Origin of the sequence: Rhodococcus sp. NPDC056506 (assembly GCF_042794945.1) — a bacterium.
GTDB lineage: Bacteria > Actinomycetota > Actinomycetes > Mycobacteriales > Mycobacteriaceae > Rhodococcus_F.
Genome location: NZ_JBHTSW010000002.1, coordinates 82,901 through 105,475, shown reverse-complemented (window position 1 = coordinate 105,475; position 22,575 = coordinate 82,901). Strand labels below are relative to the sequence as shown.

Sequence of the window (22,575 nt, the reverse complement as noted above, 5' to 3'; positions counted from 1 at the left end):
ACGGCCGGCTCCGCGAAGGATCGCGTGGAGCCGGCCGTTTTCCGGGGTTACCGGTGCGTGCGGGTCTTCAACTGGCGGTTCAGCTGCCGACTCCCGAAGTCCAGACCGGCACCGTCACTGGTGGCCAGCACGGTGAGTCCAGCGGCGACCAGCAACGAAATAAGCACAACGCTCATGGTGAGTCACCTTTCTTCCTGTCGTGAAACGGTTTTGCGCCTCCGGGAAATGTCGACATATCCGGCACCCCACTTCAGCTGACCTCAAAGTATCTGTAACTATGGGTTACGCGCAATGTGTGGTCCCTCACCTGAAAGCGCAGGGTGATGCGCAGATCACGCCGATTTCGACGGCGGACTTACCTGGCTAGAACCATGTTCACGAACTCGTCAGCGAGTGCGTGACGGCCCGCACCGCTGCGAGGAACCGCATCGGGTGCACTGTGCACCAGCTGCATCTGCCCGAGGTACATCGAATATGCAAGTACGCCACGATGTTCCGCCTTGTGCCTGTCCATACCCAGATCGGCCAACAACGTCACGATGTACGCAACGCGACGCTCGGTGACACGTCGAACCGCCGCCGAAACCAATGGATGGTCGATCCCGGCAAGTAGTTCCAACTCCGCACGGCGATCGGCCAATCCGGTCGTGACCGAATCCACCAGACGACGCAATCGCGCCTCCGCCGGTTCACCAGAGGACTCGACGGACGAGATCAGTCTCTCGGTTGCCACAACTTCCCACCGATCGAGCGCAGCCTGCAGCAACTCGTCGCGGTTGGCGAAGTGCCAATAGAAGGAACCCTTGGTCGATCCGAGCGTGCGCGCCACCTTTTCCACGGCAACTGCATCAGGCCCATGGCTGGCCAGAGCCTGGAAAGCTGCATCGATCCACTGGTCGCGAGAAAGTCGGGCGCGGGCATTCGTCACCTCCGTACGGTACCGTATGGGTAGGTTCCATACGGCACCGTACGGAGGACGAAATGACACTCGCTTTCAAGGCCATGCCTGCGCCGGACTGGGCAGAGGCCACCACGATCACCATCCCGCCTGTTCCGACCCATACTTCCGAGGAGTGGGCACAGGCAGTCTTCGACGTCAGAAATGTCCCCGCTCCAGTTCTCGCGATGTTCTGGTTGAGGGAGCGGGTAGTCGGATTGCTCGGTATCGCCCAGGGACGCCCCGACACCTTTGCCGTCGACAAAATCGCCGACGGCGAGGCCCTCATCGAAGCGGACGAGAAACACCTACGATTTGTCGCCTCGGTTCAGGCCGACAACGACGCCGGCCTCTTGCACGTCGTCACTGCCGTGGAGCTGAAGAATAGAGCGGGCCGAATCTACTTCGCACCCGTTCAGATACTGCACGGCGTCATCACGCGGGCGATGATGACGTCGGCGCGAAAGAGGCTGTGCACGTGATCAACCGTCCGGACCGCCCTTGAGTTCGAGACTGATCTGATCGGCATCCAGCGCGGCAAGTGCCGATCCGAGCATCCGTGCGTCGAACAGGCCGTCGTCCCGCGCGTCGAGTAACGCTTGACGCTGCGCGTCGATCACGTCGAGACGGATCCTCTTCTTCGACCGACCCTCTGGCGGAACGACACTCGCCGACGCATCTTCGAGAAGCTCGAGCAACCTGCGATGCTCGTCTAGTTCGGAATCGGTGAGGTCCTGCGCTGCCGGACCGACCGCCACTACGACGCGCTTCAACGTCCCGCCCTGAAGGATCAACGAACCTGCTGCCACCAGGAACGCAACCAAGATCAGGAGCGATCGACTCGGGGTGTCTTCCGGCAGAGTCTGCGCGGCAGCCAAAGTGACCGCCCCGCGCATGCCGGCCCAGATGACGATCGTGCCTTCACGCCATCCCAACGGCGCAGCGAGGTAGTAGTCGATATCGGCAACCGTGCGCCGCACCCGAACCTTGAACCGTTCCATCTGGCTCGCCGAAGGCTCCCGACGCCTACTGCGGCGTCGTTCGTCTGGCGGGTAGTCTTCCGGATTGTCGAGTCGATTCGCGATGTCGGAGAGTCTGGGCTTCATACGTTCACGAAATCTCGCCCGCGCTTGGAGCGCTCGCAGGAGCGGGGCTACGTACAGAGCACGCACCAAGATCGTGAGGAACAGAGCCCCCGCCGCCACGAAGACCGCCGTGGATATGCCCTCGTGGTCGACCCGGACATCGTCGACTATCGACGAGAGTTCCAGGCCCATCACCAGGAAGATCGCGCCTTCGAGGACCAATTCGACTGTGCGCCAGTTCTGGGAGTCCGACAACCGATGTCGCGGTGACAGCTTCCGAGGAGCGTCGTAGCCGGTGACGAGCCCAGCCACGACGGCAGCAACCAACCCTGACGCACCCAACTCTTCGGCGGGGATCGCCGCCAGAAACGGCACCGTGAACGAGATGACCGTGTTGACCGTCGAATCGGTGACACGGGCACGAACCATCAGGTTGACCTTGCCGACGACAACACCGATGACCGCGGCCACAACCACGGCAAAAGCGAACTTGCCCAACACACTCCACAGTGACACCGACGCGGCGGCGCCGGCGATGGCAGTACGCAACAGAACCAGAGCGGTGGCGTCGTTGAGCAGGCTTTCGCCTTCGAGGATCGACACCACCCGCGGCGAGACCGGGAGCTTCTTGACGATAGATGTCGCGACGGCATCCGTCGGACTCACGATCGCACCGAGTGCAATGCCCCACCAGATGCCCAGTCCTGGTATCGCCCAGGAGAAGAACACACCGAGAACAAGCGCACTCACGACAACGAGCAGAACGGAAAGCCCACCGATGGCACCGAACTCACGCCGAAACTCCATCGACGGCATCGAGACCGAGGCGGAGTACAGCAGTGGCGGAAGCACGCCTGCCAGAATCCATTCCGGGTCGATGTCCACCGCTGGGACAAAGGGTAGGAGGCTGACAACGATCCCGGCCATCACCAGAATCAGCGGTGCTGCGACTCCGATCCGCGCTCCGAGCGTCGAGGCCGCGACGATTCCGAGCAGACCGAGCACCACGATGATCAGAGCATCCACTGCTTCCCCCTGTACCCCCGGCTTGTGTGTCTGGCTCTTTCTACACCTGCGCCGGCGCCGGGGGCGAGACCCGCCAGGCAACGGCGACCAGAACAACCGTGAATGCCGACGCAGGCCACAGAGCGTGAAGGCCGATCCACCGATGAACCAACGCACCGATTACCGCGCCGGCGATCAAACCCGCGCACATCCCGAAGTGCTGCAGCCACGCCCACTTCGGGCCGCCGAGAAAGGCTCCGGTCAGACGCTGGCCCATCTTGACCAGCGCACCGGTCATGTACGTGACGCCGATCGTGACCTCGCCGTCGCGCTGGAACACCGAGTTGACGGCTCCCATCGCCAAGGCCATCGCCGAGATCGCGCCGGGGGTGACGTCGAGGCTGCTCATCACCGAACCGATGGCCAGCAGTCCAGCCACAACCGCGAGCACCGTGACCTTGCGGGTCCGGACGGAGTACCGCTCCGTGAAGTGGGTGACGACGGTTCCCAACGCGATTCCCAAGAGGAAGAGCACGATGATCCCGCCGGCCACCCGCGCGGCCGCCCACACTCCGTCGGCAAATGCGACGCTCGCCTGCGTCATGTTGCCGCTCATGAACGAAACGAAAGGCCCACCGAGCGTGATGAATCCGAGCGCGTCGACGTAACCGGCCAGCCCGGCGAGCGCTGTCGCCAGGCCGATCAGCGACCTGCTGTATCCCGTCACCCGACGAGCTCGGTTCAGCTCAGCTTGCTGGTGCGCAGCTCGTGACCCTTGGACGTCTTGCAGCGGCCGGTCTCGAGATCCCACTGCCAGCCGTGCAGATCGCAGGTGAGGTTGGTGCCGTCGACGACACCGAACTTCGACAGGTCAGCCTTGAGGTGGGGGCAACGACGCTGAATCTCGTACCCGCCCAGCTCGATAGACGCGCTGTCGTCGTGGGCCTCGGCGAACCAGCCGTCGGCGTAGGCGATGCGTTCGTCGGTGAGGCACTTGAAGAACGTGTAGAGGAATTCGTTGTAGCCGCCGATGCGCCACGCCGTGAAGCGCGTCGACAGGAAGATGGTGTTGACCCAGTCGGGCTCGTCGTCACGCAGAACAGTGCGAACCAGTTCGGGAGCGATGCGGAAGCCGTAGCGGTACTTACCTTCTCCGTCGATGGGTTCACGAACGATCCGCTTCGGGAAGTCCAGGACAACGGTCTCCTCCCCCATCACCAGTCCGACGGGGTAGCCGATTCCGTCGCAGATGAGATCGGACTGAGCCATGATCGGCTCGAACTTGGCCTTGAGACCGTCGAGCAGCGGCTCGCCTTCGGCCGGAGCCCACGTGGCCTTCTGCGCGGCGATGACCGGAGCCATCTTCTGCGCCATCTTCTCGATGTACTCGGCCTTGTTGGAGAAGATCTTGTCGACGTCTGCGTCCGGGATGGGATGCGTCAGCGCGACCTTCTCGCTACCGCGAAGTTCGACGGCCGAGCCGGGGATCATCAGCAGACCACGATCGTTGCCGTTGATGCGCATCTGCTCGAGGAACGTGATCTGGTCGGGAAAGATGTTTCCCTCGTCGCCGTGATCGTCGTTGAGGTAGCGCAGGTCGTCGTCGAGGAAGACCGGCGGGCCGGCCGACGGAACAACCCAGGCGGCGTCGACCTGAGAGATGTAGTTACGGCAGCGGTCCATGCCACGCTGACGCTTCTGCTTGCCGAAGTTGCGCTTGGTGCCCTTCGGGATGTCGTAGACCATCGGGTACCAGATCGCGCCCGAGTACTGCAGCAGATGGATGTCGACCTTCCCGAAGGCGTCGGTCAGTGGGTCCAGGTCGACGGGCCTGGCGTCGTTCATGTTGAAACAGGTGGTTTCCCCGTCCGAGACGACGAGGCCAGAGTCACCGATCGGACCGTCTGCGGGAGCGCGCAAAGCGATGATCATGATGTCGAGGTCGCCCTTGGGACCGCTGACGGTGTGCTTGACGGAGTCTTCGGTCTCGAAGAACTTGTGGAAGCCGAGCTTCTCGAGCTCACGCTTGAGGTCCGGCACCGGGTAATCGGGGAGCAGGACTGTGGCGTCCTTGTTGACGTGCGCGATCAGATTCTTCGGATCGAAGTGGTCCTTGTGCAGGTGCGAGACGTAGAGGTAATCGCAGTTGCCGAGAGCGTCCCAGTCCAACTCGGTGTTGTCGGGGAACGGCACCCAGGACGCAAAATACGTCGGGGTCACCCATGGATCACACAGGATGGATCCGGCCTCGGTCTGGATGTGAAATCCTGCGTGGCCGACGCTGGTGATCTGCATTGCAACCTCCGAAATCGTACTGCTGGTCAACTCAGCATAGTCGGCGCGATCAGGGCCAAATCGCGATCGAGGAGGCCACCGGTTGTGACGTCATGCACGTCAGAGGTCGAAAGTGGGTTGTGAATCAGACAGGTAGGTGACGCCGACAACACTCTCCACGCTGGCGTGTTCGCCGTATTTCTTGGCGCTCACGGGAGCTGTTTCAGCATTCCCGAGGCCAGCTCCTAAGGCTAACCTAACAAGCATGACTCGACTCCTTTCTCCCTCCATGACCGATCACGACTACTGGGCGATCGTGGACAACCTGACGCGACGCGGCTTCTTCGGCGTCGGCGCGGGCGTCGCTGCGACCGCGTTTCTCGCCGCCTGCGCCAGCACGGAAAGTTCGACGCCCGAGAACGCGGAGACCTTCGAGTTCACTCGCGGCGACGAGAAGCTGATCATTCCGACGGACCCACAGAACGTCGTCGCCCTCGACCCGCGGGACGGCCTCGAATTGTCGATCCTCGCCGGATACCCGGTGACCGCCTACCCGACCGGCGCAGCCGAACACCTGCGCCGTGAGGTCCCGGATGCCACGGGCGTCGAGATCTTCGCCGAAGGTGCTTCCGATCCCAACTTCGAATACATCTCGACCCTCGGCGCCGACCTCCTCGTCCTCAGCGCAGGCTGGTGGGACACCGGGTCGTACGGCAACGACCGGATGCAGCAGATCGCACCGGTCCTGCCCGTCGGCAAGGACTTCACACCGGAGTGGCGCAAGGTCATGGTGGACTTCCTCACCGGCATCGGGCGCAGCGATCGCGCCGAAGAAGTACTCGCCGACTACGACGCCCACGTAGCTCAGGTCCGCCCGACCGTCGAACCGCTGATGGCCGGCAAGAAGGTCGCCTTCGTGGCTGCCGCGGAGGATCAGATCGCGTGGTTCCAGAACGATTTCCGCACCGCCGTCGCCGAGGACCTCGGGTTCGAGGTGCTCCGTGAAGGCCCCGACCTTCGCGTGATGCTCGGGTCGGAGCAGTTCAACCGTCTCGAAGAAGCCGACGTCATCTTCGCCTTGGATCGCAGCGCCTCCGGCAGCGTGTACACCTCGCCTACGTGGCAGCGACTGCCCGCCGCACAGGCCGGTCGCGTGATTCCGTTCGACTACTACAAGGCCGCGGGATACGCCTTGACTGCCAAGGTCCTCGTCGACGACTTGGCTGCCGGGGTCAAGCGCTGACTACCTCTTCAGCAGGGCACGGATCGCGTCGACCACTTCGGCAGGCGCCTCCTCTGCCATGAAGTGACCAGCGGACAGCGTGCGGTGCTCGAGATCGGGCGCCCACGCTTTCCACAGGGCCTCGGCGTCGTAACCGAGCATCGAACCCCAGTCCTGCTGGATGACCGTGACCGGCATGTGCAGTTGGTTGCCCGCATCGCGATCGGCCTGATCGTGTTCGATGTCGATGCCTGCCGACGCCCGGTAATCGGCAACGATCGAGGGCACCGCCTCCCGTGAGGCACGCAGGTATTCCGCCCGCACGTCAGCCGGAATCGCTTCGCGGTTTTGCGTCCACGCGTCGAGAAAGTACTCGAAGAACGCGTCGGCGCTGGCGCTGACCATCTGCTCGGGGAGGCCGGGTGGCTGAGCCATGAGATACAGATGGAATGCAACAGCGGCATTCGATCCGTGCAGGATGTCCCACATATCCAAGGTGGGGAGCGCGTCCAACGAACCGAGATGCGTGATCACATCTGGGTGATCCAGCCCCGCTCTGATGGCAACCAGTGCCCCACGATCGTGGCCGACGAGGGCGAACTTCTCGTGTCCCAGTTTCTTCGCCACCTCGACGATGTCGGTAGCCATTGTTCTTTTGGAGTAGGTGTCGGCGTTTACCTCGACCGGTTTGTCGCTGGCTCCGTATCCGCGCAGATCTGGGCAGATGACGGTGTGATCCGACGCCAATGCGGTGGCGACGTGACGCCACATGAGGTGAGTCTGGGGGAAGCCGTGAAGAAGGACGAGTGGTGTTCCGCTTCCGCCGACCGCGACGTTGAGCCGCACTCCGTCTGTTGTAGAAATCTGGCGGTACTCGAAGCCTGGAATGATGATCGTCATCGGTCGCTCTCGTTGGTCGGGGTGATGGCAATCAGCTTCGCCGCAGTCGATGAGCGTTCGATGAGCGCGATAGCGTGGGGAAATGCGAGACCACACATTTGAAGCCCCGGCGTTCGGAGTGCTCGGACCCGTGGTCGCGTGGAACGAGTCTTCACACCAGATTGATCTGAAGGGTCCACGACACCGAGCGGTCCTCGCTCGTCTGATCGTCGCCCGCGGACGTGTCGTTCCGGTGGACGTGATCGTCGACGACCTCTGGGTCGATCCTCCGGCCGGGGCGACCAGCGCAATACGTACGTTCGTTTCCGCACTGAGACGCGCGCTCGAACCGGATCGTGCGCCGCGAACGAAGCCGAAAGTCATTGTCACCGAAGGGCCTGGCTACGCCTTCCATGCTGCACCCGACGCGGTCGACGCTTGGGAATTCGAAAGGCTGGTGCGTGAGGCCGCCGATTCGACGTCGGCGCAAGCACTCGAACTGCTCCGAACCGCGCTGCAGCTGTGGAGAGGGCCGGCCTACGCGGAGTTCGCCGACGAGCCTTGGGTCCGAACGGAGCGATCGCGCTTGGAGGAACTGCGTCTGACTGCCGTCGAACGCTTGGCATCCGCGCAACTCGATCTCGGGCGAGCAGCCGAAGCGATTCCCGATCTGGATGCCCACGTGACGGAACACCCTTGGCGAGAAGAGGGTTGGCGACTACTCGCCCTCGCACTGTACCGCTCCGACCGTCAGGGCGATGCTCTGGCAGTCCTACGTCGCGCACGAAAGTTACTCGCCGAAGAGTTGGGCATCGACCCCGGTCCACGACTGAACGACCTCGAGTCCGACATTCTCCGCCGGGAGACGCACCTGGATCCTGTAGGGGCAGAACAGATCTTCACTCAGGTTTCGGCAGCGTACGACAGGACCGTAGCGGCCGGATCGAAATCGAGATTGGAGTCAACCGTCGGCCTCCTCCGAAGTTTGGCAGTTGCCGGCGGAAGCGGACTCGAGACTGCCCGAAACCAGCGACTGACAGTCATCGGCGCCGCTGAACAATTGGACGATGTCGAACTCACCGCACGGATCATCGGCAACTACGACGTGCCCGGAATCTGGACGCGATCCGACGATCCTCGGCAGGCTGCGCGGATCGTCGAGGCCGCACAGCGCACCCTCGATCGCCTTCCGGACGGCAACGAACCCGCTCGGGCCAGACTGTTGGCGACGATCGCACTCGAATCGCGCGGAGTGTCCGATCATCGCGGGATCGAATGTGCCCGTGCTGCAGTACAGATCGGTCGCGCTCTCGACGATCCAGGACTCTTGGCGTTCGCCCTGAACGGGTTGTTCATGCAGACGTTCTGGACTACCGGTCTGGCCTCCGAGCGCGACAGCATCGGCCGTGAACTGGTAGACCTCTCCGTTCGACACGGCCTGGCCACCTTCGAGATCCTCGGCCATCTGATCCGCACGCAAGCCCTCGGCGCACTGGGGCAATTCGATGCAGCAGCGTTACATGCCGAGACAGTTGATCGACTAGCTGGACGTCACGAACGGCCGTTGGCAGCGGTATTCACCACCTGGTTCCGCGCAATGCGAACGGCCGCTACCGGCGCGGAAACCGCGCACTGCGAGAAGCTGTACGAAGCTGCGGCGGTGAACCTTTCCGATTCCGGCATGCCCGGACTCGAGGACGGAATACTCCCTCTCGCAATTCTGTCACTCCGAGTGTGGCGCGGTTTGCCGGCAAGGTTCGACGCCACGACGCAGTGGGGCCCGTACGAACCCTGGGCCCGGCCACACCTCTTTCTCGCACACGGAGAGGTGAACGAGGCCGCCCAGGCAGTCGACGCATTGCCAGACCCGCCCAAAGATTTACTCTCCGAGGCACTGTGGTGCCTGACTGCTGCTGCGGCGACTGCGGTCGGCGACAGCCGAGTCAAGGAGCGAGCCCGAGCGGCACTCCTGTCTGCCGCATCCGAAATTGCCGGCGCTGGAAGCGGAATGCTCACTGCGGGACCTGTCTCGGACTATCTCGCCGAACTGGGCTCGGTCGGACCCGTCAGGTGAATGCGATCACCGTGTCACCCCACGCCTCCCGGATCTCGCGGTCGAGGTCAGCGACAACGGCATCGTGCTTGTCGATCAACAACGTCGCACGTCGGTCGGTGTCGTACGTTGGCCACCTTGGATCTGTACCCAGTTCACGATCAGTCCCGGCGGCGTAATCGCCTGCAGCTCTGGCGAAGTCCAACCACCTCGCCTGCATACGCTCCGATACATGACGCGCCGCGCTCAGCCCACCCAACTTGTAGGTGATGTCCCGCGCTCCGTGATTGATGTTGCCGAAGACGTAGGCAAGTTCGGTGCCGTGGGTCGCACCGATCTTCAGTGCCTTGAGCATCGGCGGCGCGTAGTCGAAGCGATATAACCACGTCGGTGCAATCTTGCTGTGCGCCTCGGCAATCCACAGTGTCGGCAGACGGAATCCGAAGTCACGGGTCAGACCGAGGCCGGCGCCCAGCTTCGACAGCCCCGAGTATGCCCCTTCGATCTGGGAATGATCGGGTAACTCGAGCCCTGGGTGCTCGTCGGCGATCTCCGCGAACATCGACGTGATCACGACGGGATCGATCGGCATCAACGGCGACTTCATCATCCGGAAGAGCGAAGACTCGTCCCTGTTGGTCCCGATGATGAGCGGAATCGGGTGCGCATTGCCGTGACGAAACGCTCGCACCGGGTAGTCGGGAAGCAGATCACCGTCGACAATAGGCGCGAACGCAAGAGTTCCCGGCGTCTCCTGCGGGACGCGAGCAAACAACTCGTCCGAAGGCCCGACCAAGTCTTCGGCGGACGTAGACCGCAACAGGCCCAGATCGCCTCCGCCGCTGAAGATCTCGAGAAACAGCTTCGCGACGATCTCGCCGCGTTCACTCCCGTACACCGAAGTGGCGGGCGAACTTTCGGCGATGGCGCGATGAAACAGGCCGCGCGCGGACGGGACGGCCATCAGCGTCGTCACGGCGCCGCCGCCTGCCGACTCACCGAACAGCGTCACTCGATTCGGATCGCCACCGAAAGCCGCGATGTTGTCCTGAACCCACTGCAGTGCTGCAATCATGTCGCGGAGCGCGACATTGGGCTCGAAGGTATGTTCACTCGAATTGAAGGACGAGAAATCGACGAAGCCGAACACACCGATCCGGTAGTTGATCGAGACTACGACAACGTCACCGTTTTCTACCAATGTGGTTGCGTCGAAAAGTGGTTGGCTGGATGCGCCACGGAAGTACGCGCCGCCGTGAATCCAGACCATGACCGGTTTACTCGGAGCCTCAGAACCGACGGGACCCGGCGCCCACACGTTGAGGAACAGGCAGTCTTCGTCCATCGGAACATTCTCACCGAGCGGGATCATCGCGAGTCGACTTTGCGGCTCGCACGGTCCGAATTCTGTTGCGTCCTGGATCTCGGTCCACGGCTGCGGCGGAACCGGTGCACGAAATCGCAGTGGACCGACCGGAGGCGCCGCGTAGCGGATACCCTTCCAACTCGATACCGCGTCTTTCGTCGATCCTCGAACCGGCCCGTACGTTGTCTCGACTACCGGCGCTTCGCTGGGGGTGATCGTCATTCGATTTCTCCTCGAAAACAAGTTGCTACTTCGACAGGGCTTCGACAACGTGCGAGAGTTCCAATGCTGCCAGCATCAGGAACAAAACGGTCATGATTGCCGCATTGTGGCGGATCAGAGTGCTTTTGGTGGCGCTCAGTGCATCGGTCACCTTCGCCGAGGGCACGGCAGCCAAGGCTGACAGAACGATCAAGGCGATGGACGCCCCGACCGCGAACAGAACGGAGTACGCGACCACGGATACCCAGCCGAGGTGCGCGCCACCAATGATCGAACCTGCCTTGAGTTCGAGTGGCAGGTTCTTCGCGTTGGGTACGGTCAACAACAGTCCCAGGACCGCAGCTTTGGCCGGTTGCATCGAGTCGATCTGCGCCAGCCACGACGGCATCGCCGGCTCGGCATCGTCTTTCGGACGGCTACGCCAACTCGAGTAAGCGAGCGCCAGAAAACCGACAGTGAACACAACGGCGAACACCGTCTGGACGGTATGCGCGCTGCCGCTGGACTTCGATTCCACTCCGGTGGTCGAGAGTGCCGTCGCTGCTGTAATCGCAGCCGCCGCCAGGACGATGCTCGCGGTGTACGCAAAAGCATTTGCCTTCGCCCGAGTGGAAAGCAGGATCGCGATGATCGCAACCAGAGGAATCGGGCTGATGACGACGCCGGTGGCGAGTGGGATGAGCTGCGCAGTAATCGATTCCATTTCTGCGACCGTACAAGCGGCCAATCCGGCCACTGGCGAAATGTTCGGCCTCCACGACATTGCCACTCACGGTGTCACAGAAGCACAGCCGTGAGGACCACCCGGTCCTCCTCCTCGACAAGCTCGAGGGACGATACCGTACAGGCGAGCGATTCAAGCCCGATCCCTGAGTCCCGTGCCACCGGCAACCGACCCGGCGAACTGATCCGCACTACCACTGCCCGAGCATCCGAGAGTGCCACCTCGAGGAAGACGGGCCCTCCTGCACCGTGTTTCACGGCGTTGGTCAGTCCCTCCGACAGAATCTCCACCACACTGTCGAGCCGAGTAGAGCCCGATCCAATCACCGTCCAGACTTCGTCGTCGACGTGACTGACGATCGGAATTGCGTAGCGCCACACCGTGACAAGATCATCGATATGCTTTCGGGCATCGGAGTCAGCCGGCTGATCAGATGACGCAGACAGGTCGCTTTCCAAGCCGTCGAGAATGTGGGCAATGGTTGCCGCAACATCGACTCGACGACCGGCAACGGTGCCCGAAGACCATGCGGCCGCCACGAGTTCACCCTGCACCGACGAGTGCAACAGCCTGGCCAGTCCACGTCGGGTGTGCATGAGCTCAGCATGGATACGAGCTGCATCGCGCGCTTGCCGGCTCAGGGCACTGCGGAGTTGACGCTCCTCGTCCTGACGCTGCGTATCCGCAGCCCTGATCAGACAGACGGACAGCGCAACCAGCGGGTAGACGGCCATCGACGAGAGATAGAAAGTCGGGGTACGGCCGAAGACTGTCAGGAGCAGACACGTCACGGTACTGCTGATCAGCGCACTCGAGCAGTACACCGCAAAAAGAGTCGCGATCCGTCTCAGAGGGCCGCCTCCGTTGCGAACGGCTCGGCGAGCGCACACATTGCCACCGACGAAGATCCAGAAACCGACGGCAATCTGGACCGCCGTGAACGTCACGCCGTACGTTCCGAGCAGGTAGACGGTCACCAGTGCCGTGTATGCGAACACCGGTCCGTACAGTGGCGCCGGTTCAACGCTACGTACGACGCCGATCAATCGATCCCTCGCCGTCAGTCGCACAATCGGCGTCGGTGATTCGATCGGGGGAATCTCCCGGAACAGCCGATGACTCATCGGGCGAACCACGTCGTCGGAGATTCGCTTCAAGAGCGCTGCCCCGCGCACTCCCTCGAGTTCCGTTTCAGCAACCGTGTGCATGACTGTTTCGATGCTGCGCTCGAGCTCTCGCCGACACTGCGCACGGGTCTGGTCGAGACGGAATCGATCCCGGGTCTGTTGGAGTTGGACGGCGGCCCCGGCAACCTTCAAACTCCGTTGCAGCGCGATGCGGTCACGGAGAGCACCTACCAATACGGCGGTCAACGACAAGAAAACAACGCTGCACACGACGTTGAGCGCAACCCGGACGAGCATCGGTCTGGGGTCGACGGGGAGTTCGAGCGCGCGGGTGATCGCGTCGAGGACGAACGGGCGGATCGCACCGATCACTGCGAACAGGGCCAGGGCTGCGAACTGCGATCGGTGCGTTGTAAGGACGGCCCTCGCAATCAGCAGCATCACCCCGACAACGCAGTGCGTCGCAAAGGCGCCGACCGCCATCACGCCGACCTCGCGCACCCCGGTGCACAGGTAGTAATTGGCCATCACGGTCACCGCGAACGGCAGCGTCAGAATCCACGACCACTTGGTGACTATGTTCCGATCACCGAGACGAAGCCACCACTCGCGCAGGTTCACGCCGAGTCGGTCACTTCGGGAACACCGGTCACTTCGGGAACACCGGTCACTTCGGGAACACCGGTCACTTCGGGAACACCGAAATGACGGATGAAGATGCTCGCGGCAAGCACTCGCGGATTGGTGGACGAATCGTGCGCCAACCCCAGGCTCTCGAGGGTGCGCGCGATGAGCTTCTCCACCCCGCGGATCGAGGACCCACGATGGGCTGCGATTGCACTGTTCGACCAGCCGAGCGAGATGTAACGCAGAAGATCGAGCTGTGATCTGGTGAGGCTCGACAGGGCGGAGTCCCGATCACTCCCGAGCGTCGGTGGCTCGGTTTCCGTCAACGCGGCCTCCACTACGCCGATCAACTGATCCGCCGACTGGACAGCCGCCTTGTCCACGAACAGCGATTTCGGCGGCACACCCGCAGAACCTGGCGCCGTCGATGCGTTGGGGTAGTTGGTCAGGAACACGATCGCGCAATGCGGAGCCTTCACGGTGACGATGTTCGCGAGATCGACGCCGTTCGGCCGCACACCCAGGTCGATGTCCGTGACCAAGAGGTCCGGATCGAATCCGTCGAACTCCGTGAGCGCTTCGACCGCCGATCCGGCGGTATGAACCACGAACCCGGCGTGTGTGAGCGCGTCACCGACGAGTGCACGCATCAGTGGTTGGTCTTCCACCACCAACACCCGTCGCACCCACTGGCTGGTCTCCATGACCAGAGATTAACTGTTGGGACAGTGCGCATTCGACCGAGCGGGTGGTGACGGTTTCCGAGTAACACGGCAGTTATCGACCATGCGGGCTCCAAGCATTTCGCCCGGTATGTCCCAAGCGCCGGAGCAGAATCCACGGCATTGACGACCGAGCTGTCACACGAGGCCGTCGACGCACTGCTGTCCGCTGCCGGCTCCGGATCCGGTTCACCTCAAACCGTCGTCTAACTGCGCCTTCTCGGTGGCGCCCTCGCTCGGGAACCGAAGCACCGCAGCGCTTTCTGCCATCGCGATGCCGCCTTCACGTTGTTCACCGTCGGAGTTCTTGCCCCGCCGATGATCGACGCTGTAGTCCCGCACGCCGAGGCTCTCGGTCGAGCGATGGCGCCATGGACGAACGGGCATGCTCTGCCCAACTTCGCGCCCAGCGTCGACCCGGAGAAGATCGCCCGCACCTACGACGAGGACACCGCCCACTGGCTCAGCGCTTTGGCGAACACGCATGATCCACAGGGGGTGCTGGCCGTCGGCCAGGTCATGCGCCGGATTTCGTGAACTTCGCCAACTCTCGCAACCGGACCAGATCCCAGGCATGCCTGGGTCGACGGACGCCCGGACGATCTCGGGGGACTCTGACCCGCAGTGCCTGTGGGCTGACTGTGCACCTGACGGGAGTTGGCATCACGAGAGCCTCGCCGTCGACGCCGACCGGAATCTCATCGGTGTCGGCGTCGATGATCACTTCGAATCCGGTGCCCTGGGCCAGCCCGTGCTGATGCGCCCGATGGAGCAACCCGACGGCCTGACGGGCGCTGACAACCGAGATCGCGACGATCCCGAGAGTGCCCCGGTCCAAACGCGGGCGATGGCCGAGCCCCGCCAAGTCGTTCATCTCATACGGTCCGTTGCTGATCAACACCGCCTGGGGCCCGATCGCGGACACGCTCGGGGAGCGGGCAGTCAGTACCGCTCCGGCGCGTCCGGCGAGGAGATCCGGGAGCATCTGCAAGAAGGTGCTGGTCTTGGCGTCGCGGTACTCCGGACTCTGGACTACCTCGGCGTACGCCCCGAACGATGCGTTGTTGACGAAAGTTCGACCGCCGACGTTTCCCAGATCGACCGTGACCTCGACGCCGTCGACGAGCGCGTCGAGGCACCGAGACGGATCCTCGAGATCGAGCCCCAGATCCGCGGCGAAGTGGTTGCGCGTTCCCGCGCTGACGACGAGGAAGGGCAGGTCGTGTTCGGCCGCGACAGCAGCAACCAGTGCCTGCGTTCCGTCGCCACCGGCAACACCGAGCAGGTCGACGCCATCCGCGACCGCCTGCCTGGCCAAGGCCGTCACATCGATCTTCTCGGGCCCCTCGAGCAGTACGACCGTGGCCCCCCGTTCCTCGGCCTTGCGTTTCAAGTCGAACTTCTCGACCTTGCCACCGCCAGAGTTCGGGTTCATCACGAAGAACGGTTTGACGGGCGGCGGTGCCGGTCGCTCGACCACCGGCAATTCCTTCTCCTCCCCCTCCAAGGCGGTGCGAGCGAAGATACCGGCTACGACGAACAATCCGATCGCGAGGAGCACCACCCACAGGAGGCGTTCTCGGACCAGGAAGGTGAGCACCACGATCGGCGTCAGTACCGCCACGGCCAACGAGATCCAGCGCAGAAACCCGCGGGTCGTCAGAAACCAGTACACCGCCACGACGCACACAATCACGCCGCCGATCCCCAGGAGCAGCATCGTCAGGGTCTTCAAGCCGGCGAAGGTCAGAAGCACCCCAACCGACAAGACCAACGCCGCAAATGCCGCGCGCGCCAACCAACGCTGTTTTGACGAAGGCCGATCCGTGCGGACAGGGGTCGTCATCGAGCCACCTCCCGCAGTCCGACTGGCCGGCTATTCAAGTGTTGATACTTCCGTGTCTGCTCCCTCAGGACTAGCCAATAACCAGCCCTCGGAAACCCACTTTTCATGCGCTGATACGTTATGACGACACCTCGTCATAAAAAGGAGCAGGCCCGTGACAACACCGACAACCGCAGCGTGGGGATCTCCGGAAGCTCCCCTTACCGGGACTCGGAAAGCCGGTCTCCACGGCCTGCGGTGCACGGCCTGGTTGGCCGGCGCGACAGGTCTTGCGCAATTGGTGACGATCGGGCTGACCTTCACCGACACTGTCCGCGGAATCGTTCCGGCAACGTACCCGCCTGCAGATGTGGCCTGCGGCGTCGTCGCGCTCGTTCTTCTGGTCACCCTGCTTGTCAGCCGACCCGACGGACCCGCGATGTTGTCGGGTCTCGCCCTCCTCATGGCCATGCTGATGGCGCCGACACTCCACAAACATGCACCCGAGTCGCTCTGGCTGGCGGCGGCACACGCCGTCTCGGTCGTAGCCGTCATCACGCTGTCAGTGATGACTTCGCGGTTCTCCAGTGCCGAGTTGGATCGGTCGTGACACCGGATTCACCCCTCTCGCTTGCGGCCGAAGAATGGATCACTGATCTGACTGCGGCGGAGATGGAGCGATTGCGCAAACGCACGACGCTCACCCCCGCCGAAGAGCAGGAGGTCAGCCGATCCGTACGCTCGATCGCGCAGCAGATGATGCTCGTACCAGTCTCGATGTGGCAAGGTGATCCACGCCTTGTTGCGGATCTGTTCGACCTCCCCGTGACCGTGAATCAGACACAGGAGGATCGATCATGCCGAAGCTGACCGGTGGCGCGACAACCGCAGAGCACAAGGTCGCTACCCGAGAAGCCATGCTGGACGCGTTCATTCACGAACTTCACGAGCAGGGCTGGCAGAACGTGAAGCTGCAGACCGTGGCCCAGGCAGCCGGCGTCTCGCGGACAGCGGTGTACAACTACTTCCCCGACAAATCTGCGTTACTGCTCGCCTGGTCCACCCGCGAGATGGAGAGATTCCTACTCCTGGCCGAGCGTGAACTCGCGGATCGCGAGAATCCTGTCGACCGAATCGAAATCCTCGTCAAGCTGACGCTCGTCGAGTTCTCGCTGCAGCGATTCACGGGAATCGCGTTGGTCGAATTGTTGTCCGCACAGGATCGCGAACGCTTTCTCGAACGTATTGTCCCGCTGTCGCTTCTGGTCGAACAACTCGTCCGGGAAGGTATCGACGCCGGTGTCTTTGTCGATTCCGATGCAGCCGCCTCCGCGCAACTCATCCTCGCCTGCGTGGAAAGCCGACGTCCGATGCTCATGGCCGGCGACCGCGTGGACACCGTCGTAGCGACCACCGTCCCGTTCATCATGCGCGCGTTGGGCGTTGCGTGGCCGACTTCCCTCGCCGCCGAACCCACTGATCGGCCTGCCCACGATCGGTAGGATCGCAGGTATGCACTTCGACCTCCCGCCCATCGATCAGCAGGCCGAGCGATTGATCGAACTCGGAGTTCACGAGATGGCCGGACTTTCTGCCGGTGACGTCAGGGCGGCCGCCGCGGCCGGACACGGTGACGCGGGATTGCTTACCGTCCACGAAAAACTGGCTCCAGCTTCAGTTCTGACTCCACTGCTCAGGCGCAAGAGCAAAAGCGGATTCGTTGTCGTCGACATGGCGGATGTTGATTTGTTCGCCCCCACCGAGCAGGCAATGCTGCCCGAAAGCCCATTACATCTGCTCAGTGGAGTCGACCGTGGGGACCACCTGGCAAATTGGAGCCCGGACGAAGCGCTGCCCGCAATCGTCGACGCAGACCGTACGCCGCTGACGCTTACCGAAGGCATCCACTGGTTGTTGCAGCGCCCCGACATACTCGAACGCGGAAAGTGCTTCATGACCATCGGTTCCCGACTGCGCAAACCTGACGGATCCTTCGACACCAGAACTCCCGCCGTGTGGATCAGCAACGGAACCGGTCGCGACGGCAAAGACAACCGCAACGCCCCGAAAGTCGGGTGGTGCTGGTGGGGTAACCGCCACACGTGGTTGGGGTTCGCATCGGCGAGCGGCCGGGTACCGCTCCCGAACTAGAGCACGGTTGCGCGGTCGAATCGGTACCGATCCTTCCACGGCATCGCGGCCTCGAGCATTGCAGCGGCAGAGAGCAATTCCGCGTCACAACCCCATTTCGCGGAGATCATCACGCCGAGCGGAACACCGTCTTCCGTCCAACCGAGCGGCAAGCTGATCGACGGGAATCCAGTTGCATTGGCAACGATCGTGTTTCCAGTGAATGCGACCATGTCGATCAGTTCGGTCGCGGGGTCTTCGTCGTTGCGCAACTCCCCGATCGCAAGCGGCGGCTTCGTCACAGTCGGAGTGACAACAAGGTCGGCGTCGGCGTAGTCGAGACTCCATCGCCGTGCCCAGGCCTGAACCATTCCGATTGCCGCGGCCAGCTCACCCGAAGGCACCTCGTTTGCTTGAACTCGCAAGTGCTGCACAATCGGACGGAGAAGGTGTTCGTATTCTTCCGGGATCGGCTTGGTGCCGGCCAAGGATGAGAACATTTTGGTGAAGGCATCAACAAAGACGTCATCGCGGGCTTGCGGTCGCTCGAACACATTGTGTCCCAGCTCCTCCAGTACAGTACCAACCTTCGACACAGCATCCGAGAGCTGCGGATCCACGGCTCCGCCGGAGACCGATCCGTGAGCAAGAGCGACGGTCAAGGGGCGAGCTTGCACTCCCCCAGCCTGTACGACAAACTCTTCGAACGACTTCGGCCGAGGCGGGTGGATAGTGCCCGCGCCAGGTCGCGTTGCCAGAACGTCCAACAGCGCAGCGGTATCGCGAACTGTCCGGGCGATCGGCCCCTTGCTCGCAAATCCGAAGTTGTCGTGCCCTGCCACTCCCATCGTGATCAAACCGCGGCTCGGCTTGAGGCCCACCACACCGCACGCACTTGCCGGAGAACGCAACGAACCGGCGGTGTCACTTCCCTGGGCAAACGGCACCAAACCAGCGCCGACGGCGGCAGCAGCGCCGCCACTGCTGCCGGCGGCACTCCGCGTGCGATCGAACGGACTGCGAGCAGGCGGAGCAACTTCCGGCTCGGTGTAACACGCCGCCCCGAACTCGGGCACCGTCGTCTTACCGATGTCGATCAACCCACCTTCTCGGATCGCCTCGACGATCTCGTCGTCGGCATCGGGCACGAAGTCCCGAAACAGCGCCGATCCGAAGGTAGTGCGGATGCCGCGAGTAGCGTCGAGATCCTTGATGGCCGTCGGAACGCCGAACAGGCGCGGAAGCGGTCCGTTGTCCCGCTCGTCCAGCCTGAGCTGGGCTTGTTCGGCAAGTGCAACTGCATGCTCCCTGGCAATCGTCGTGAACGCGCCCACGTCGTCGGAAGTGGTCGCACGGTCGACGAAGTACCTGGTTACCTCGGGAATGGACACCTGCTTGGCGGCGATCACACCGGCAAGTTCGACAGCGGACAGTTGATGGAGATCAGTCATCTGGCAACACTCCTTGTAGGTCGATAGACACTTGTAATTTCGATACGCGTATCGCTATTGTTGTCAGCATGGTATCCGAATCCGCCGGCTCCGCAAGGGCCGGCCGACCAAAAGCATTGAGTCACAGACAGATTCTCGATGCCGCGGCAGAGATTGCCGATACGGACGGCCTGGATGCGGTGTCATTTCGGGTACTCGCCGAGCGACTCGGCATATCGCCGATGTCCGTCCACCGCACAACCGGCGGCATCGACGCCTTGAGGCGAGACCTGATCTCCACCCTCGTAGGCGAAGCGGTCTCGTCGATCGACTGGCCGACCGACTGGCGCGAGGTTGCCCGCACGTTCGCCTACGGACTCCACGATCTCCTGATGCGCCATCCCCTGGTCTTGGAAGCCCATCGACAGGCATCACTGGAAGCACCCGGCGCCGACGACACTGCCCACCGAGTCGTCAGCGCCCTTTCCCTGGCCGGCCTCGAGGACGAACAGGCCACGTACGCGTACGGCGCCCTGCATGATTTTGTAACCGGACACGTCGCAATTCAATTGGGACGCGGAGCTTTCGACAGTGCACCCGCTGATCGACGCGATGCATCGGTCTTCGCGCTTCATCACGATCCCGCCCGAAGATTCGAATTCGGAGTCACTCTCATCCTGGACGGTGTGGCGTCGATCGCGCAGCAAGGAAGCACAACATGACAAGCAGCGTGACGACAAACGAAATTCGTGACGCCTCCGGGCGCCGTATCGCGTTCTGCGAGTATGGCGATCCGACCGGCCGCCCGGTAGTCGTGGTCCACGGGTCACCTGGCAGCCGATACGAGGGTCTCTCACTCGACAACGCGGCTACGGCGGCAGGCATACGGCTGATAGTTCCCGATCGCCCCGGCTTCGGACGCACAGATCCGTTCCTGGACAAGGGATTTTATTCCTGGGACGACGACTTCGTCACCCTGATCGATCACCTCGAGTTGGACTCGGCCACGCTCATGGGCTTCTCTGGGGGCGGTGGTTACGCGCTCGCGGTCGCTGCAGCCGTTCCCGAACGGGTCTCGAAACTGGTGTTGGCGTGCGCCATGATTCCCGGGGCACCGCGAGATACTTTGCGACGCAGAATAAAACTGATATCCGCGTTGTACTTTGCCGCCAACTGGGCTCCCCGTGTGGCCGGCGCAATGCTCGCAGGAACCGGGGTGTTCTCCAAGCTACGCAGCGACTCCGTCTCGATCTGGCCGGCCGCCGATCAGGCCGTCATGACCGACGAGTCGCATCACCCCGCCCTCCAATTGGATTCATCCGAAGGGATCGCGCAGGGCGGATCGGCAGCGGTTGTCGACTTGGCTCGGTATCGCCACGAGGTGCCAGGGCTCTTCCAATCCATCTCGGTACCAACAGTTTTCCTACACGGATCCGAAGACGGAAACGTACCCATCGAAGTTGCCCGCTGGGCACACTCGTTGATCCCCCACTCTCGCTTCGAAGAGATCAGCGGGGGCGGCCATCTGTTCGTCGTCGCGGACCCCACTCCACTCATTCGCGCCCTCGCTTAATTCCCACTTGACTCGAACGGGTGTTCGAGTACCCTGTGTGGAGGGGATCGGGGGATTCAATGAGTGTCTTGTTGTCGGATGTGGTGTCTGGTTCTGCGTTGGGGTTACGCGGACGCCTGTGGCAGTTGTCTGCTTCTGAGTTGCGTGAGGCTGCGGTGTCGGCGAGTGCGGAGATTCTGCGTCTCGAGGCGGTGCGGGTGGCGGTGGTGGACGAACTGTCGATGCGCCCGGATGATCAGGTGATCGCCTCTCGCGGGGTGGGGGCGTGGTTGGCGGCGAACACGATGCTGCAGGTTCGGGACGGGAAGAAGATCGCCGCCCTTGGTGCGGCGCTGCGGCCGTTTCCGGCGGTAGCGGCTCGGTTCGATGTTGGGGATTGCTCGTTCGATCATGCCGTCTTGATCGTGACGTTCTGTGAATCCCCGCCGAAGGGGATGCCGGAGGAAGCACTCCCTCGCTGCATCGACTTGTTGCTCGCAGCTGCGTCGGGTGTGGAGGCGACGACGACGAAGGTGCGGCACGTCATCGCGACCTTGGAGCGGGTGTTCGAATCGGATGAGATTCCGCCAGCCGAAGATGTCGATCGGAACGAACTCCGCATCGCCTCGACACTCAACGGTCGCGTGGTGGTGCGAGGCGATTTCGACGCCCTCACCGGCGAAATGCTGTTATCGGCCCTGTCGAATCTGACGATGCCCACCCCAGCACCGGACGGAACTCCCGATGCCCGGTCGGCGGCGAAGCGGACCGCGGACGGGTTCACCGAACTGATCCGCCGCTACCTCGACTGCGCCAAGACCGGAACCGACGGTGGGCAACGACCGCACGTGAACGTGCACATCAACGCCCGTGATTTGGCTGAGCATCGGGATTGTGCCGCAACACCAACTGATGGTCGCGGCTCTCGGTCGGATCTCGATGTCGGGCACATGCCCTGGCTCGGACCGTTGTCGGTGTCACAGACGAGGCTTCTCGGCTGCGACTGCTTCCTGTCGACTGTCCTGCTGGACGCTCACGGCGCGCCGTTGGATGCGAAACCCGGAAAACGATTGGTCAACGCCGAACAGAGAGTGGCGTTGATCGCCCGAGACAAGGGCTGCGCCTTCCCCGGCTGCACATGCGTACCGGCCTGGACCGATGCGCACCACATCCGGCACTGGGCGAACGGTGGTCCGACGGTGATCAACAACCTTGTCCTACTGTGCCGTTCGCACCACCGACTGATGCACCGCAAAACGGGATTCGTCGGAATATGGGAAATCCGAATCGGCGTCGACAACAAACCGTGGTTCATCCCGCCGCCCTCGATCGACCCCGGGCAGCACCCCAGGCCGGCGAACACAACATTCAAAACCTGAGAAGAGCTTCTCGGGG

23 protein-coding genes are annotated in these 22,575 nt (G+C 62.7%); 11 read left to right on the top strand and 12 right to left on the bottom strand.

What is annotated here, in order from left to right; genetic code table 11:
• Window positions 1–47 precede the first annotated feature (47 nt).
• Both ACFQ6H_RS02720 and ACFQ6H_RS02715 read right to left on the bottom strand, forming a co-directional pair.
• Window positions 48–176 carry a hypothetical protein gene (locus ACFQ6H_RS02720; RefSeq protein WP_003943237.1) on the bottom strand — a complete coding sequence of 43 codons (129 nt, stop codon included), beginning with the start codon at window positions 174–176 and terminating at the stop codon, window positions 48–50.
• Between the two features lie 179 nt (window positions 177–355).
• Window positions 356–928 carry a TetR/AcrR family transcriptional regulator gene (locus ACFQ6H_RS02715; RefSeq protein ID WP_378530489.1) on the bottom strand — a complete coding sequence of 191 codons (573 nt, stop codon included), beginning with the start codon at window positions 926–928 and terminating at the stop codon, window positions 356–358.
• A 53-nt stretch (window positions 929–981) separates the two neighbouring features.
• Between ACFQ6H_RS02715 and ACFQ6H_RS02710 the strand changes: the two genes are divergently transcribed.
• Window positions 982–1,419: a DUF2867 domain-containing protein gene (locus ACFQ6H_RS02710; protein WP_378530487.1), complete on the top strand. Its 438-nt coding sequence runs from the start codon at window positions 982–984 to the stop codon at window positions 1,417–1,419.
• On the opposite strand, the gene ACFQ6H_RS02705 is transcribed toward ACFQ6H_RS02710, so the two are convergent.
• The 3 genes from ACFQ6H_RS02705 to ACFQ6H_RS02695 are packed head-to-tail and all read right to left on the bottom strand — an operon-like array spanning window position 1,420 to window position 5,322.
• A complete protein-coding gene (locus ACFQ6H_RS02705; RefSeq protein WP_378530485.1) occupies window positions 1,420–3,048 on the bottom strand; it encodes a cation:proton antiporter in 1,629 nt (542 codons plus the stop codon).
• A 40-nt stretch (window positions 3,049–3,088) separates the two neighbouring features.
• Window positions 3,089–3,754, bottom strand: a complete 666-nt coding sequence (locus ACFQ6H_RS02700) for a YoaK family protein (RefSeq protein WP_378448310.1) — start codon at window positions 3,752–3,754, stop codon at window positions 3,089–3,091.
• 14 nt (window positions 3,755–3,768) lie between these two features.
• Window positions 3,769–5,322 (bottom strand): MBL fold metallo-hydrolase, encoded by a 1,554-nt coding sequence (locus ACFQ6H_RS02695; RefSeq protein WP_003942885.1) that lies wholly within the window; start codon window positions 5,320–5,322, stop codon window positions 3,769–3,771.
• A 244-nt stretch (window positions 5,323–5,566) separates the two neighbouring features.
• On the opposite strand from ACFQ6H_RS02695, the gene ACFQ6H_RS02690 reads away from it, so the two are divergent.
• A complete protein-coding gene (locus ACFQ6H_RS02690; protein WP_378643664.1) occupies window positions 5,567–6,544 on the top strand; it encodes an ABC transporter substrate-binding protein in 978 nt (325 codons plus the stop codon).
• Here ACFQ6H_RS02690 and ACFQ6H_RS02685 read toward each other — a convergent pair whose 3' ends face one another.
• Entirely contained in the window at window positions 6,545–7,423 is an 879-nt protein-coding gene (locus ACFQ6H_RS02685; RefSeq protein WP_378643662.1) for an alpha/beta fold hydrolase, read from the bottom strand.
• Between the two features lie 82 nt (window positions 7,424–7,505).
• Between ACFQ6H_RS02685 and ACFQ6H_RS02680 the strand changes: the two genes are divergently transcribed.
• Window positions 7,506–9,476, top strand: coding sequence for a BTAD domain-containing putative transcriptional regulator (locus tag ACFQ6H_RS02680; protein WP_378643660.1), 1,971 nt, complete (start codon window positions 7,506–7,508; stop codon window positions 9,474–9,476).
• Here ACFQ6H_RS02680 and ACFQ6H_RS02675 read toward each other — a convergent pair.
• The 4 genes from ACFQ6H_RS02675 to ACFQ6H_RS02660 form a co-directional block, all read right to left on the bottom strand.
• Window positions 9,469–11,043, bottom strand: a complete 1,575-nt coding sequence (locus tag ACFQ6H_RS02675; RefSeq protein ID WP_378643658.1) for a carboxylesterase/lipase family protein — start codon at window positions 11,041–11,043, stop codon at window positions 9,469–9,471. The two genes, ACFQ6H_RS02680 and ACFQ6H_RS02675, sit on opposite strands and share 8 nt — an antisense overlap.
• 25 nt (window positions 11,044–11,068) lie before the next feature.
• Window positions 11,069–11,746: a GAP family protein gene (locus tag ACFQ6H_RS02670; protein ID WP_378541660.1), complete on the bottom strand. Its 678-nt coding sequence runs from the start codon at window positions 11,744–11,746 to the stop codon at window positions 11,069–11,071.
• A 74-nt stretch (window positions 11,747–11,820) separates the two neighbouring features.
• Window positions 11,821–13,515: a two-component system, sensor protein gene (locus ACFQ6H_RS02665; RefSeq protein ID WP_378643656.1), complete on the bottom strand. Its 1,695-nt coding sequence runs from the start codon at window positions 13,513–13,515 to the stop codon at window positions 11,821–11,823.
• The gene (locus tag ACFQ6H_RS02660) at window positions 13,512–14,225 is read right to left on the bottom strand and encodes a response regulator (protein ID WP_378643655.1); all 714 of its coding nucleotides are present in this window, start codon (window positions 14,223–14,225) and stop codon (window positions 13,512–13,514) included. Before ACFQ6H_RS02660 ends, ACFQ6H_RS02665 begins: the two co-directional genes overlap by 4 nt.
• A gap of 336 nt (window positions 14,226–14,561) precedes the next feature.
• On the opposite strand from ACFQ6H_RS02660, the gene ACFQ6H_RS02655 reads away from it, so the two are divergent.
• The gene (locus tag ACFQ6H_RS02655; protein ID WP_378643653.1) at window positions 14,562–14,780 is read left to right on the top strand and encodes a hypothetical protein; all 219 of its coding nucleotides are present in this window, start codon (window positions 14,562–14,564) and stop codon (window positions 14,778–14,780) included.
• Here ACFQ6H_RS02655 and ACFQ6H_RS02650 read toward each other — a convergent pair.
• On the bottom strand, window positions 14,761–16,089 hold the full coding sequence (locus ACFQ6H_RS02650) for a diacylglycerol kinase family protein (RefSeq protein WP_378643651.1): 1,329 nt from the start codon (window positions 16,087–16,089) through the stop codon (window positions 14,761–14,763). The genes ACFQ6H_RS02655 and ACFQ6H_RS02650 overlap by 20 nt on opposite strands.
• 154 nt (window positions 16,090–16,243) lie before the next feature.
• On the opposite strand from ACFQ6H_RS02650, the gene ACFQ6H_RS02645 reads away from it, so the two are divergent.
• The 4 genes from ACFQ6H_RS02645 to ACFQ6H_RS02630 are packed head-to-tail and all read left to right on the top strand — an operon-like array spanning window position 16,244 to window position 18,219.
• Complete coding sequence (locus tag ACFQ6H_RS02645) at window positions 16,244–16,678, top strand: hypothetical protein (RefSeq protein WP_378643649.1); 435 nt, start codon at window positions 16,244–16,246, stop codon at window positions 16,676–16,678.
• On the top strand, window positions 16,675–16,938 hold the full coding sequence (locus ACFQ6H_RS02640; RefSeq protein WP_378530453.1) for a hypothetical protein: 264 nt from the start codon (window positions 16,675–16,677) through the stop codon (window positions 16,936–16,938). The genes ACFQ6H_RS02645 and ACFQ6H_RS02640 overlap by 4 nt, the downstream gene beginning before the upstream one ends.
• The gene (locus ACFQ6H_RS02635) at window positions 16,926–17,570 is read left to right on the top strand and encodes a TetR/AcrR family transcriptional regulator (RefSeq protein ID WP_378643647.1); all 645 of its coding nucleotides are present in this window, start codon (window positions 16,926–16,928) and stop codon (window positions 17,568–17,570) included. The genes ACFQ6H_RS02640 and ACFQ6H_RS02635 overlap by 13 nt, the downstream gene beginning before the upstream one ends.
• 10 nt (window positions 17,571–17,580) lie before the next feature.
• Entirely contained in the window at window positions 17,581–18,219 is a 639-nt protein-coding gene (locus ACFQ6H_RS02630) for a DUF5701 family protein (RefSeq protein WP_378643645.1), read from the top strand.
• Here ACFQ6H_RS02630 and ACFQ6H_RS02625 read toward each other — a convergent pair.
• On the bottom strand, window positions 18,216–19,649 hold the full coding sequence (locus tag ACFQ6H_RS02625; protein WP_378643643.1) for an amidase: 1,434 nt from the start codon (window positions 19,647–19,649) through the stop codon (window positions 18,216–18,218). The two genes, ACFQ6H_RS02630 and ACFQ6H_RS02625, sit on opposite strands and share 4 nt — an antisense overlap.
• A gap of 68 nt (window positions 19,650–19,717) precedes the next feature.
• Here ACFQ6H_RS02625 and ACFQ6H_RS02620 point away from each other — a divergent pair, with 68 nt between their 5' ends.
• From ACFQ6H_RS02620 to ACFQ6H_RS02610, 3 genes are read left to right on the top strand one after another with little or no spacing between them, the layout of a single operon-like run.
• Window positions 19,718–20,350: a TetR/AcrR family transcriptional regulator gene (locus ACFQ6H_RS02620; RefSeq protein ID WP_378541638.1), complete on the top strand. Its 633-nt coding sequence runs from the start codon at window positions 19,718–19,720 to the stop codon at window positions 20,348–20,350.
• Complete coding sequence (locus ACFQ6H_RS02615) at window positions 20,347–21,201, top strand: alpha/beta fold hydrolase (protein WP_378643640.1); 855 nt, start codon at window positions 20,347–20,349, stop codon at window positions 21,199–21,201. Before ACFQ6H_RS02620 ends, ACFQ6H_RS02615 begins: the two co-directional genes overlap by 4 nt.
• Before the next feature lie 59 nt (window positions 21,202–21,260).
• A complete protein-coding gene (locus ACFQ6H_RS02610; protein WP_378643638.1) occupies window positions 21,261–22,559 on the top strand; it encodes a DUF222 domain-containing protein in 1,299 nt (432 codons plus the stop codon).
• The last annotated feature ends 16 nt before the right edge of the window (window positions 22,560–22,575 follow it).

Bases quoted from the DNA above. Each gene is read 5' to 3' on its own strand.
- ACFQ6H_RS02720 (WP_003943237.1), bottom strand. From the start codon at position 176: ATGAGCGTTGTGCTTATTTCGTTGCTGGTCGCCGCTGGACTCACCGTG.
- ACFQ6H_RS02710 (WP_378530487.1), top strand. From the start codon at position 982: ATGACACTCGCTTTCAAGGCCATGCCTGCGCCGGACTGGGCAGAGGCC.
- ACFQ6H_RS02695 (WP_003942885.1), bottom strand. From the start codon at position 5,322: ATGCAGATCACCAGCGTCGGCCACGCAGGATTTCACATCCAGACCGAG.
- ACFQ6H_RS02690 (WP_378643664.1), top strand. From the start codon at position 5,567: ATGACTCGACTCCTTTCTCCCTCCATGACCGATCACGACTACTGGGCG.
- ACFQ6H_RS02685 (WP_378643662.1), bottom strand. From the start codon at position 7,423: ATGACGATCATCATTCCAGGCTTCGAGTACCGCCAGATTTCTACAACA.
- ACFQ6H_RS02680 (WP_378643660.1), top strand. From the start codon at position 7,506: ATGCGAGACCACACATTTGAAGCCCCGGCGTTCGGAGTGCTCGGACCC.
- ACFQ6H_RS02675 (WP_378643658.1), bottom strand. From the start codon at position 11,043: ATGACGATCACCCCCAGCGAAGCGCCGGTAGTCGAGACAACGTACGGG.
- ACFQ6H_RS02670 (WP_378541660.1), bottom strand. From the start codon at position 11,746: ATGGAATCGATTACTGCGCAGCTCATCCCACTCGCCACCGGCGTCGTC.
- ACFQ6H_RS02660 (WP_378643655.1), bottom strand. From the start codon at position 14,225: ATGGAGACCAGCCAGTGGGTGCGACGGGTGTTGGTGGTGGAAGACCAA.
- ACFQ6H_RS02655 (WP_378643653.1), top strand. From the start codon at position 14,562: ATGATCGACGCTGTAGTCCCGCACGCCGAGGCTCTCGGTCGAGCGATG.
- ACFQ6H_RS02650 (WP_378643651.1), bottom strand. From the start codon at position 16,089: ATGACGACCCCTGTCCGCACGGATCGGCCTTCGTCAAAACAGCGTTGG.
- ACFQ6H_RS02635 (WP_378643647.1), top strand. From the start codon at position 16,926: ATGCCGAAGCTGACCGGTGGCGCGACAACCGCAGAGCACAAGGTCGCT.
- ACFQ6H_RS02630 (WP_378643645.1), top strand. From the start codon at position 17,581: ATGCACTTCGACCTCCCGCCCATCGATCAGCAGGCCGAGCGATTGATC.
- ACFQ6H_RS02625 (WP_378643643.1), bottom strand. From the start codon at position 19,649: ATGACTGATCTCCATCAACTGTCCGCTGTCGAACTTGCCGGTGTGATC.
- ACFQ6H_RS02620 (WP_378541638.1), top strand. From the start codon at position 19,718: ATGGTATCCGAATCCGCCGGCTCCGCAAGGGCCGGCCGACCAAAAGCA.
- ACFQ6H_RS02615 (WP_378643640.1), top strand. From the start codon at position 20,347: ATGACAAGCAGCGTGACGACAAACGAAATTCGTGACGCCTCCGGGCGC.
- ACFQ6H_RS02610 (WP_378643638.1), top strand. From the start codon at position 21,261: ATGAGTGTCTTGTTGTCGGATGTGGTGTCTGGTTCTGCGTTGGGGTTA.